The organism is Rhodospirillaceae bacterium (assembly GCA_028819475.1).
GTDB lineage: Bacteria > Pseudomonadota > Alphaproteobacteria > Bin65 > Bin65 > Bin65.
In genome coordinates this window covers 1-11,855 of the sequence record JAPPLJ010000028.1, presented here as the reverse complement: position 1 = coordinate 11,855, position 11,855 = coordinate 1, and the positions used below count along the sequence as shown (strand labels likewise).

Genomic DNA, 11,855 nt, shown 5'->3' with positions numbered 1-11,855 from the left:
AAAATTGCGCAAAACGCCCGTATTTTTGGTCAATATTTCGTGACACTGTGTCCCATGTAATATATGTGCGGAAACGGCCGTTTCGCCGCTTGCGTCCGCCGGCCGCGCCGGCGCAGTCTTGATGCAGTGCGGCGAAAGCCCCGCCCGCCGGATTCAGCCGATGAACGACACAGCACCGACCGACCGGAAAGACGCGGACCGCCCCCAAAGGGACCGTCCCTGGATCATGCGGACCTATTCGGGCCACTCCTCGGCCGCGGCGTCGAACGCGCTGTACCGGACCAACCTGGCCAAGGGGCAGACCGGCCTGTCGGTCGCCTTCGACCTGCCGACCCAGACCGGCTACGACGCCGACGATCCGCTGGCGCGCGGCGAGGTCGGCAAGGTCGGCGTGCCGGTGTCCCATCTCGGCGACATGGAAACCCTGTTCCGCGATATCCCGCTCGCCCGGATGAACACGTCGATGACGATCAACGCGACGGCGCCCTGGCTGCTCGCCCTCTATATCGCGGCGGCCGAGCGGCAGGGCGCGACGCGGGCGGAGCTGACCGGCACGACGCAGAACGACATCGTCAAGGAATATCTCTCCCGCGGCACCTACATCTTTCCGCCCGAACCCTCGATGCGGCTGACCGCCGACGTGATCGCCTTCACCTGCCGCGAGGCGCCGAAATGGAACCCGGTCAACGTCTGCAGCTACCATCTGCAGGAGGCCGGGGCGACGCCGGTGCAGGAGCTGGCCTACGCGCTCGCCACCGCCGTCGCGGTGCTCGACCGGGTGCGCGATGCGGTGCCGGCGGCGGATTTTCCCGCCGCGGTCGGCCGGATCAGCTTCTTCGTCAACGCCGGGCTGCGCTTCGTCACCGAAATCTGCAAGATGCGCGCCTTCACCGAGCTGTGGGACGAAATCTGCGAGGCGCGCTACGGCGTCGAGGATCCGAAGCTGCGCCGCTTCCGCTATGGCGTCCAGGTCAATTCCCTCGGCCTGACCGAGCAGCAGCCGGAGAACAATGTCTACCGCATCCTGCTCGAGGCGCTCGCCGTCACACTGTCGAAAGGGGCGCGGGCGCGGGCGGTGCAGCTGCCGGCCTGGAACGAGGCGCTCGGCCTGCCCCGGCCGTGGGACCAGCAATGGTCGCTGCGCCTGCAGCAGATCCTCGCCTACGAAACCGACCTGCTGGAGTACGGCGACATATTCGACGGCTCGGCCGAGATCGCCGGCAAGGTCGCCGAACTGAAACGCGAGGCGGCGGCGGAGATGGCGCGGATCGAGGCGATGGGCGGTGCGGTGGCCGCGGTCGAGTCCGGCTACATGAAGCAGCGGCTCGTCGCCTCCAACGCCCGCCGGGTCGCGGCGATCGAGGCCGGCGAGCAGACCGTCGTCGGCGTCAACCGCTGGACCGAGAGTGCGCCGTCGCCGCTCACCGAAGGCGCCGGGGACGAGAGCGGGGAAGGCAACGGCGACGGCGGCTTCCTCGCCGTCGATCCGGCGGCCGAGGCGGCGCAGATCGAAAATTTGGCTGAATGGCGCGCGGCGCGGGACGAGGCGGCGGCACAGGCGGCAATCGCCGATCTGGAGCGCGTCGTCCGCGAGGGCGGCAACGTCATGGAACCGTCGATCGCCTGCGCCCATGCCGGCGTCACCACTGGCGAATGGGGCGGGGCGCTGCGCGGCATCTTCGGGCTTTACCGCGCGCCCACCGGCGTCGGCGCGGCCCCGGCGGTGCGGCCGGCCTCGGACGATGGCGCTGCCGCGTTGGACGCCGTGCGCGGCCGGGTCAAGGCCCTGTCCCGGCGGCTCGGCCGGCGGCCCAAGATGCTGGTCGGCAAGCCGGGGCTGGACGGCCATTCCAACGGCGCCGAGCAGATCGCCGTCAAGGCGCGGGACTGCGGCATCGAGGTGGTCTACGAGGGCATCCGCCTGACCCCGGCGCAGATCGCCAACGCCGCCTCGCAGGAGGACGTGCACATCGTCGGCCTGTCGATCCTGTCGGGCAGCCACGCCGCGCTGGTCGGCGATGTCGTGGCGCAGCTGGCGGACCAGGGCCTGGGCGACGTGCCGGTCGTCGTCGGCGGCATCATCCCGCCGGCCGACGCGCAGGCGCTGAAGGCCGCCGGCGTCGCCGCCGTCTACACGCCGAAGGATTTCGACCTGACGGCCATTATCGGCGAGATCGTCGGGATCGTGGAACGGGGGACGCGGGCGGCGGCGTAGGGGGTGGCCTGAACCGCTTGCACAGACCTCAAACGGGTCTTGCCCCGGATTAATTGTTTCCTTACATTCGGTTTGTAAGGAGAAAGCCATGCTCGCGAAGCTCACCGCCAAGAACCAGTTGACGCTGCCCAAGGCCGCGATCGCCGCCGTGGACGCCGCCGACTATTTCGATGTGGCCACCGAGAACGGCCGCATCGTGCTCACGCCGGTGCGCGTCAACCGTGCAGGGGCCGTTCGCGCCAAGCTCGCCGAACTCGGGATTTCGGAGACCGACGTAGCCGACGCCGTTGCCTGGGCTCGATCGGGGGCTCGATCGGGGGCTCGATCGGGGGCTCGATCGGGCGCGCGGTCGGGGACGCACTCCGGCGAATGACGCCGCCGCGCCTGGTCCTCGATACCAACGTTCTTGTCTCGGCGCTTCTGTTTCATTCCGGCCGGCTGTCGTGGTTGCGCGGCGCATGGAACTCCGGACGCATCCGCCCGCTTGCCGGCCGCGAGACGACGGCAGAACTGATCCGCGTGCTCGGCTATCCGAAATTCGGGTTGAGCGACGCCGACCGGCAGGACATCCTCGAAGACTATCTGCCCTTCTGCGAAACCGTGACCGTCCCGGATCCGCCGGCCGCGGTTCCCGAATGCCGCGATCCCTTCGACCGGCCGTTCCTGGAACTGGCGCTCGCCGGCAACGCCGATGCGCTTGTCACCGGCGATGCCGACCTGCAAGCGCTGGCGGATGTCTTCACCGTGCCCATCCTGACCCCGGCCGGCCTCAAGCGGCAGTTGCCCGGCAATGGATACACAGGCACATGAGGCGACTGTTCCCTTGCCGATAAAATCAATTGCCGCAATCCGAACTACGGAGACAAGACTTTGACCCCCACCTTCACCACCCGCTCCGACATCCGCATCGTCGGCCTGGCGCAGCCGTTCCGGCGGGGCGGGGAGTTGGACGGGCCGGAGGTATGGCGGCGGTTCCGGCCGTATATCGGGCGGATTCCGAACCGGGTCGGGTCGCACACCCTGGGGCTGAACGAAGTCGTCGACATGGCGGCCGGCGAGCTGGTCTATGCGCCGGCGGTGGAAGTGAGCGGCTTCGGCGGTCTGCCGGACGACCTCGCCGGCCCCGATAAACTGGTCACGAAAACGCTCGAAGGCGGGCGCTTCGCGGTGTTCGCCGTGCCGCTATCCGGCGGCGATATCGGCGCCGAATTCCGCAGCGCGTACGATTTCATCTACGGCCAGTGGGCGGAGCAGGACGATGTCCGCCTGCGGGCATACTATGATTTCGAATATTACGACGCGCGTTTCGACCCGGAAACGCTCAGCGGCGAGGCCTCGATCTGGGTGCCGGTGACGTAACGCGACGTGCCGGCGGCGGGCCGGCCAAATTCCTGCGAGAAGTTCCCGCTAACGTTGGCTGAATTTCAATAAAATTAATTAATTTCAATTCCTTGCGTGCCGCCTGTATGGAGCCGGCATGCGTGTCGAACCGACCCCCGAAGACCGCTTGGCCCGGCCCGGAACTGCGATCCCCGGCCCGGCAGGCGCGTTGCAGGAGCGGCCGATACCGTTCCCTGTCGTTCGGCCCGCGACCCGCAATCCGGACCGGGAACCCTGACCTTGGACATCACATTCGCAACCCGCGGCGACCTCATCGCCGTTGGACTGGCACAACCGTTCCGCCGGGGCGAGGGGCTGGACGGACCGGCGGTCTGGCGGCGCTTCGCGCCGTATATCGGGCAAATTCCCGACCGCATCGGCCTTCATACCCTCGGCATCAACGAAGTGGTGGACATGGCGGCCGGCGACCTGATCTACGCGCCGGCCGTCGAGGTCAGCCAGATCGGCAACCTGCCGGACGCCTTGTTCGGTCGGGAAAAACCGTATTGGAAGGTGCTGGAAGGCGGCCGGTTCGCGATCTTCACCGTCCGGCTCGCCGGCGGCGACGTCGCCGCCGAATTCCGCAACGCCTACGACCATATCTACGGGACCTGGGTGCCGGAGAGCGGCGCCGAACTGCGGGCCTGGTACGATTTCGAATACTACGACGACCGTTTCGACCCGGAGACCTTCACCGGCGACGTCTCGATCTGGGTGCCGGTGCGGTAGCGATCGGAGCGCGTCCCTCGATACGGCCCCTGCGGGGCCTACTCGGGATGAGGCGTTGGTATGGTTTTCTTCTCCCCTTCACCCTCACCCTGAGTAGCCCCGGCCCCCGGCCGGGGCGTATCGAAGGGCCGCGGCTACTTCCCGCCGAGCGCCCGGTAGATTCGCCGGGCGGCCCGGCCGGTGACGGGCAGGCCGAAATCGCGCTCGGCCTCGCGGATCGCGGCGCGGCTCTTCGGGCCGATCTTGCCGTCCGGTTCGCCGGGGTTATAGCCTTTGGCGATCAGCAGTTCCTGGAGCCGCTTGCGCTCGATGCGCGACAGGCCGGGGTCGTCGGTCGGCCAGGCCGCGCGGAACCGGCCGCGCCCGGCGAGGCGGTCGGCGAGGTGCGCCACCGCCAGCGCGTACGATTCTGCGTGGTTGTACGCGTACAGCGCGTCGAAGTTGCGGAAGGTCAGGAAAGCCGGGCCGTCCGCGCCGGCCGGGCGCAGCAGTCCGGCGCGCAGCTTGCCCTTGAGGCGCCGCTTGTCCATCCGCTTGGCACCCCGCGCTGCCCACTCGTCCAGCGACGCCTTGCGCTTCCGCCCTTCCGGGCCGCGATAATTGCCGGGAACGCGTACTTCGATGATGCGCGGCACCCCGGTGCGCCAGCCGGCGCGGCGCAGATAGTTGGCGGCCGAGCCGAGCGCGTCGGGCACAGAACTCACCAGGTCCTTGCGGCCATCGCCGTCGAAATCGACCGCCAGGCGCCGGTAGGTCGACGGCATGAACTGGGTCTGGCCGAACGCGCCGGCCCAGGAGCCGTAAAGCTTGGCGAGCGGCAGGTCTCCGGCATCGACGATCCTCAGCGCCGCCAGCAATTCCCGCCGCCAGAAGGCTTCGCGCCGGCCGCCGCGGCAGGTCAGGGTCGCGAGCGCATGGGGCAGGAAGTTCCGGCCCGCGGTCTTGCCGTAGTCGGTCTCGACGCCCCAGATCGCGGCGATGACGTGGCGGTTCACGCCGAAGCGCTTCTCCGCCCGGCGCAGCGCGGCGGCGTGCCGGCGCATTGCCGCCTTGCCCTCGCGGACCCGCTGGTCGTCGACCACGAAGGCCAGGTAGTCCCAGATCGGGATGCGGCGTTCCGGCTGCACCGTCGACAGGCGCAGCACCCGCGCGTCCGGTTCGGCAATGTCGAGCGCCCTGCGCACCACCGACTTCCGGATGCCGGCCTTGCCGGCGGCCCGCTTCAGGCCGTCGACGCAGGCCGGGAAACCGGCGGCATGGCCCGGCGCAGCAATCGCGAAGGTAAGCGAGGCGGCAAGCGCTGCCGTAAGGATATGGCGCATCAGGGCGAGCCTTCCAGGCGGTCCGCCTGCTCATATCGCAGGAAATCGGATTGTGGACCAGAGTCAGCGCGCCCCGGCATCGCTTTCCTGTTATCCGCCGTTGCCGTCCGGCCCGCTTGTCCGCTAGAGACTCCATCATGGTTGCGCTCTTCCGGAGGCGCGCGCACCATGCCGCGCGCCATGTCAGCCGCTGTTCGCCCGTTGCCGCCGCCCTGTTCGCCCTTGTCCCAGTTCTTTTCGGGGCCGGGGCCGGGTCCGGCCCTGCGGCGGCGGAATCCGGGCGGCCGCCTTCCTGCGCGGACGGCGCGACGGGCATGACCGCAACCGGGGACGGGATCGCCTTCCGTGGCGGGGCGGAGGCTTCGGAGCTCATTACCGTCGCGGCGGTCGGCGACGTGCTGTTGCACGATGCGGTGCAGAAGTTCGCCGCGACGCGGAAAGACGGCTATCTCAGCCTGTTCCGCCCGGTCGCCGACCTGATCCTGGGCGCCGATATCGCCTTCGCCAACCTGGAGGGCCCCGCCGCGGCCGGGATCACCAAGACCGGGCGCACGACCGCCCCGCCGGACCGGCTTTGGGATGGCTGGGTCTACAGCGGCTATCCGATGTTCAACTATCACCCGTCGGTGCTGGGCGCGCTGAAGAAGGCGGGTTTCGACGTTCTGCTGACCGCCAACAACCATGCGCTCGACCGCTACGCCGTCGGCGCCGACCGGACGATCGACGCCATCGCGGCGGCAGGGCTGAAACACACCGGCACGCGCAAGCGGGGCGGGGACGGTCAGCCCTGGTATGCGGTTTCGGAGACCGACAGGTCGGACCGGACGCGGCGGATCGCCTGGCTCGGCTGCACCTACGGCACCAACGGCATCCCGGACCGGGACGGCCAGGTGCTGCGCTGCTACCGCGACCGGGCACGGGTGCTCGGCATCATCGCGGGACTCGCCCGGCGCGACGATATCGACGCCGTGATCCTTGCGCCGCACTGGGGCGCCGAATACGAACACGAGCCCGAGCCGCGCCAGCGTGCGCTTGCCGCTGCCGCCATCGAGGCCGGCGCCGCCGCCGTGATCGGCACCCATCCCCATGTCATGCAGCCGGTCGAGAAGCATGTCGCGAAGGACGGCCGCGAAGGCCTGATCGCCTATTCGCTCGGCAACTTCGTCTCCAACCAGATCAGCCTGGCGCGGCGCAGCTCGCTGATCCTGCTGCTCGGCCTCGCGCCGGACTCGCGGCCGGCTTCGGCGGGCAAGCTGCGGGTCGCCGCCTTCGGCTGGATCCCGATTTGGGTGCGCAACCGGGACGGCCGGATGCAGGTCGAGGCCATCGACCGGGCCGGGCCCGAGGCGCAGCGCCATCTCGACCATCTGAACGGGCACCTGCCGCCGGCCAACCGGTTGCCGGCAAGCCCGGCTTACTGGCGGCAAAATGCCTGCGGCCCGGCCCATCGACAGGACCGGGTGCCAGAAGAATATTGAAGAGAATGTTGAGGCGGCGCCCGGCCGAGTGCGGCCCGGCGCGCCAGCGCGATCGGAAACGCCCTGCGATGAACGAGATGTCCCGCCCCGCAGCCGACAGTGGCCTGCTTCCCGATCTGCTGTCCCTGTGCCGCGACGCGCTCGAGGCCGCCGAGGCGCTGAAGGACACGGCGCGCCGCGCTGTCGCCGGTCTGGTGGCCCCCGGCGGGAAGGTCGATCCGGCCTTGCTGGAGCGGCAGCAGTTCGCCGCCCACGGCCTGGCCTGGTTCAACACCTATGTCGCAGCGCTGGAGCAAACGCTGGCCTGGGCCGAACGGCTCGACGCCGCCGGGCGGCTCGGCGAAACCGAACGGCTCATCCTCCAGGCCGGCTTCGGCGAATATCTTGCCCAGCTTAAGGGCGGCATTGCGATCAGCCAGGGCGAGGTGCTGCGCCCGGCCGACATGGGCGTGCCCGAGACAGCGATCGCAGCCTTCGGGATACCGGCAGTGCGGACGCTGATCGGAAACGGCAACAGCGACGCGGCCCGGATGCGCCTCGTAGCCCTGATCGCCGATACGGGCTTCGGCGACGACGGGCTGGACGACGAGATGCTGGCTATGATCCGCGACCAGTTCCGCCGCTTCACCGACGAGAAGATCGCGCCCCACGCCCATGGCTGGCATGTCGAGGACGTGCTGATCCCGATGGACGTGGTCAACGAACTGGCGGATTTGGGCGTGTTCGGCCTGACGATCCCGGAGGACTTCGGCGGCCTCGGCCTCGGCAAGGTCGCCATGTGCATCGTCACAGAGGAACTGTCGCGCGGCTATATCGGCGTCGGTTCGCTGGGCACCCGCTCGGAGATCGCCGGCGAGTTGATCCGGCTGGCCGGCACGCCCGCCCAGCGCGACGAATGGCTGCCGAAAATCGCCTCGGGGGCGGTGCTGCCGACCGCCGTGTTCACCGAGCCCAACACCGGCTCCGACCTCGCCAGCCTGCGCACCCGTGCGGTCCGCGACGGCGACGTCTACCGCGTCACCGGCAACAAGACCTGGATCACCCACGCGGCGCGCACCGACATGATGACCCTGCTGGCGCGCACCGACCCGGACCGGCCGGGCTATCGCGGGCTTTCCATGTTCATCGCGCCCAAGCCGCGCGGCACCGATGCCGAGCCCTTCCCGGCGCCGGGCATGTCGGGCGGGGAGATCCACGTCCTCGGCTACCGCGGCATGAAGGAATACGAGATCGGCTTCGACGGTTTCGAGGTGCCGGCGGATTGCCTGCTCGGCGCGGCCGAGGGCGAGGGCTTCAAGCAGCTCATGGCGACCTTCGAGAGCGCGCGCATCCAGACCGCGGCGCGCGCCGTCGGCGTCGCCCGGAACGCCATGGAGCTCGGCCTCGCCTATGGCCGGGAGCGTATGCAGTTCGGCAAGGCGATCTACGAATTCCCGCGGGTTGCCGGCAAGATCGCTTGGATGGCGGTCGAGACCATGATGGTGCGCCAGCTCACCTGGTTCGCCGCGCGCCAGAAGGATAGCGGCCGGCGCTGCGATATCGAGGCCGGCATGGCCAAGCTGCTCGCCGCCCGGGTCGCCTGGGCGAATGCCGACAATGCGCTGCAGGTCCACGGCGGCAACGGCTATGCCCAGGAATACGAAATCAGCCGCGTGCTGTGCGACGCCCGCATCCTCAACATTTTCGAAGGCGCCGCCGAAATCCAGGCCCACATCATCGCCCGGGGTTTGATCGAGCGGCGGAATTAGGAGATTACTGTATGGCAAGAGTAGAGATCGGATACTTGATCTAGTGATGCCATGGAAGAGCTAATTGCGACCATAAAGGCTCGACTCGCGGCTGATGCCTATCCGAACGAGGCGGCGGTTTCGCTGGGAATCGTAATGCCAATTCTTCGGGCACTTGGGTGGGATGACGCTGACCCGTCGCAAATTGTACCTGAATATGGAAGCGAGAGACGACGGGTTGACTACGCTTTGTGGGGAACCGGGAGAAGGCCATTTATATTCATCGAAGTTAAAGCGGTTGGACGTGGCGGCGATGGCGACCGCCAACTTTTCGAATATGCCTTCCATCAAGGCATCCCACTATGCCTCCTTACGGATGGACGTGAATGGCATTTTTACTTGCCCAGTGGACAAGGAAGTTATGAGGAGCGCCGATTTTATCGCCTTAACTTAGCTGAACGAAACGCAATTGATAGTTGGAAAATTTTGGTCCGATACTTAGAGAGATCAAGAGTGGTTTCCGGCAACGCCCTTGATGCAGCGACGCAGGATTATCGCGATCTTTCCGCTCAATGGGAAGCGGCACGTAGTATTCCAGACGCATGGGAAAAGCTCGTTTCCGAACCCGAAGAACTTCTCGTTGAATTGTTAAGGGATCAGACTGAAACAATTTCGGGTAGTATTCCAAAAAGTGACGATGTACTAAACTTTCTACGTTGTCTACAACCAAGGGAGGCTGGCAATCAAAAGAGTATTCGGGCACCAGTTGAAAGTGCAGCGCCCAAAGAGGCGACAGTGAAAGGTGCGACAGACGTTGCCGACAAGACGATTGATTCTCAATCGGGTAGAATTGTCGAATATCGGTTATTTGGTGAAACGTTCCAGGCAAAAAATGCGGCATCTGCTCTTATAGAAATATTAGAGAAAGTATCAAAAAGATATCCCTCTAAATTAGAGGCATTAGCTCTTGCTGCACGTGGAAGAACACGCAATCATATTGCCCGGTCTATAGAAGAGATATACCCTGGGCGCCCGGATTTAGCTCGATGCGCTGAATTTGCGCCGGGCTGGTTCATAGGACTTAATATATCCAATAGAGATAAACTCAGAATTTTGCGGAAGGCGTGTGAAGTTACTGATATGCGTTTTGGTCGCGATCTCATCATTGAGCTACCAAACGCGAAATAAGCATTCGCCACGCACTAATCACTTCTACTTCTGGAATGCTACGAACGAAGTTTACTTGCGCTAAGTATTGTTCCTAAGGTTGTCTCATCTGACTGCCATTCAGGTGGTCGAATGAGCATCTAATCCACCACGCCCATGCCGATGACGTTGTAGCCGCAATCGACATGATGGACCTCGCCGCTGACCCCGGCGCTGAGCGGCGAGATCAGGTAGAGGCCGGTGTTGCCGACCTCCTCCAGCGTCGGGTTGCGGCGGAGCGCAGCGTTGCGCTCGACCCACTGGTAGAGATAGCGCGCGTCGCCGACGCCGGCGCCGGCAAGCGTGCGCATCGGGCCGGCGGAGAGCGCGTTCACCCGGATGCCGGCGCCGCCCAGGTCGTTGGCGAGATAGCGCACGCTGGCCTCCAGCGCCGCCTTGGCGACGCCCATGACGTTGTAGGAGCGGAAGACGCGGTTCGAGCCGTCGAAGGTCAGCGTGAGCAGCGCGCCGCCCCCATCGCCGCCCCCATCGCCGCCGCCGTCGCCGCTGGCCGTCATCAGCGGCTCGGCCCGGCGCGCCAGGTCGGTGAAGGAATAGGCGCTGATCTCCAGCGTCTGGCGGAAATTGTCCCGGCTGGTGTCGATATAGCGGCCGGCCAGCTCCTGCCGGTCGGAAAATGCCAGCGAGTGGACGGCGAAATCGAGCCCGCCCCACAGGCTGCCGATCCGGTCGAACAGCGCGTCCATGGCCGCCGGGTCGGCGACGTCGGCCGGCATGACGATGGGCGAGCCGGTGCTCTCGCACAGCGGCGCGGCGCGGCGCGCGATCGCCTCGATATCCTGATAGGTGAAGGCGATCTCGGCGCCCTGGGACACGGCGGCCCGTGCGATGCCCCAGGCGAGCGAGCGCTCGTTGGCCACGCCCATGACCAGCCCGCGCCGGCCGGCCATCAGGTCGCCGGTCCTCTCGATCCTGTCCGCAGCGCCTTGCGGCATGCCCCGAATCCCTTTCCCGGACGGAAGCCCCCGACGGGATTCCACGACGGAAATCCAGCGCGGTTAAACCACGAATGGGCCGGAGGCGGAAGCCGCCCGTCGGCGTGGAAAGTCCCCCGGGCCGGCCGGAATGGACCGGCGGACGATAATTCCCCGATCTTGATTCAGGTCATTCGGATTCTTCCGCGAATGTGGCATGCGCTCAAGGAGCTGAATGGGGGGCAAACAGGATGTTGGCGATAGCAATCGAGACAGTGTCCGCCTTGATCGAGCGGGTCGAGGCCTTCGATGCCGGCCTGGACGAAACGGACAAGGCGGATGAGGCCAGTTCCGGGCGCAGGTTCGATCGCCTTGACGATTTCGACGACGAAATCGAACCCGAGGACGATCCTGCACATCGCGAACTGGTGGACTTCATCGACACGCTGAACCTGGACGAGCAGATCGAACTCGTGGCGCTCGCATGGCTCGGCCGGGGCACCTTCGACAGCACGGAATGGGAGGAAGCGCTCCGGGAAGCGCGCAACGGCCATACCAATCACACCGGCGATTATCTCGTCGGCATTCCGCTGCTCGGAACCTACCTGGAAGAAGGCCTCAGCCAGCTCGACCTGCGCTATCACTGAGCAGCCGGGAAGCGGCGGCGCGCGGCCATTCCCAATCCGCCGTGCCGTCCGGTTCCGGTCCTGGGCAACCTGCGGACGCTAGCCGTGGACGCTGGGCGCCGGCGACGGTACCGTCAGGTGACGCCTGCCGGCAGCATGCCGGAAGTAAATCCGGAGAGCCCGCCATGACATCGAGCAGCAGACGGTCCGGAGTCACGCTCGGCCGCCCGTTTGTCG

Annotated in this window: 11 protein-coding genes; 9 read left to right on the top strand and 2 right to left on the bottom strand. The window is 66.5% G+C overall.

Translation table 11 applies throughout. The annotated features are described in order from the left end of the window. Positions 1–160: 160 nt before the first annotated feature. From OXM58_07455 to OXM58_07435, 5 genes are all read left to right on the top strand, one after another. Positions 161–2,215, top strand: coding sequence for a protein meaA (locus tag OXM58_07455; GenBank protein MDE0148193.1), 2,055 nt, complete (start codon positions 161–163; stop codon positions 2,213–2,215). Positions 2,216–2,303: 88 nt separating this feature from the next. Next, positions 2,304–2,588, top strand: a complete 285-nt coding sequence (locus tag OXM58_07450) for an AbrB/MazE/SpoVT family DNA-binding domain-containing protein (protein MDE0148192.1) — start codon at positions 2,304–2,306, stop codon at positions 2,586–2,588. Continuing rightward, the gene (locus tag OXM58_07445; protein MDE0148191.1) at positions 2,585–3,025 is read left to right on the top strand and encodes a putative toxin-antitoxin system toxin component, PIN family; all 441 of its coding nucleotides are present in this window, start codon (positions 2,585–2,587) and stop codon (positions 3,023–3,025) included. Before OXM58_07450 ends, OXM58_07445 begins: the two co-directional genes overlap by 4 nt. 60 nt (positions 3,026–3,085) lie before the next feature. After that, positions 3,086–3,574 carry a GyrI-like domain-containing protein gene (locus OXM58_07440; protein ID MDE0148190.1) on the top strand — a complete coding sequence of 163 codons (489 nt, stop codon included), beginning with the start codon at positions 3,086–3,088 and terminating at the stop codon, positions 3,572–3,574. 261 nt (positions 3,575–3,835) lie between these two features. Beyond that, a complete protein-coding gene (locus OXM58_07435; protein ID MDE0148189.1) occupies positions 3,836–4,324 on the top strand; it encodes an effector binding domain-containing protein in 489 nt (162 codons plus the stop codon). 134 nt (positions 4,325–4,458) lie between these two features. Here OXM58_07435 and OXM58_07430 read toward each other — a convergent pair whose 3' ends face one another. Next, positions 4,459–5,646: a lytic murein transglycosylase gene (locus OXM58_07430; protein MDE0148188.1), complete on the bottom strand. Its 1,188-nt coding sequence runs from the start codon at positions 5,644–5,646 to the stop codon at positions 4,459–4,461. Positions 5,647–5,960: 314 nt separating this feature from the next. On the opposite strand from OXM58_07430, the gene OXM58_07425 reads away from it, so the two are divergent. From OXM58_07425 to OXM58_07415, 3 genes are all read left to right on the top strand, one after another. Beyond that, the gene (locus OXM58_07425; GenBank protein ID MDE0148187.1) at positions 5,961–7,124 is read left to right on the top strand and encodes a CapA family protein; all 1,164 of its coding nucleotides are present in this window, start codon (positions 5,961–5,963) and stop codon (positions 7,122–7,124) included. Between the two features lie 77 nt (positions 7,125–7,201). After that, complete coding sequence (locus tag OXM58_07420) at positions 7,202–8,872, top strand: acyl-CoA dehydrogenase family protein (GenBank protein MDE0148186.1); 1,671 nt, start codon at positions 7,202–7,204, stop codon at positions 8,870–8,872. A 51-nt stretch (positions 8,873–8,923) separates the two neighbouring features. Beyond that, complete coding sequence (locus OXM58_07415) at positions 8,924–10,039, top strand: hypothetical protein (protein MDE0148185.1); 1,116 nt, start codon at positions 8,924–8,926, stop codon at positions 10,037–10,039. 119 nt (positions 10,040–10,158) lie between these two features. Here the strand turns inward: OXM58_07415 and OXM58_07410 are convergent, their stop codons facing one another. Then, complete coding sequence (locus OXM58_07410; protein ID MDE0148184.1) at positions 10,159–11,013, bottom strand: enoyl-ACP reductase; 855 nt, start codon at positions 11,011–11,013, stop codon at positions 10,159–10,161. A 230-nt stretch (positions 11,014–11,243) separates the two neighbouring features. Here OXM58_07410 and OXM58_07405 point away from each other — a divergent pair, with 230 nt between their 5' ends. Then, complete coding sequence (locus tag OXM58_07405) at positions 11,244–11,639, top strand: DUF3775 domain-containing protein (GenBank protein ID MDE0148183.1); 396 nt, start codon at positions 11,244–11,246, stop codon at positions 11,637–11,639. Positions 11,640–11,855: the final 216 nt, after the last annotated feature.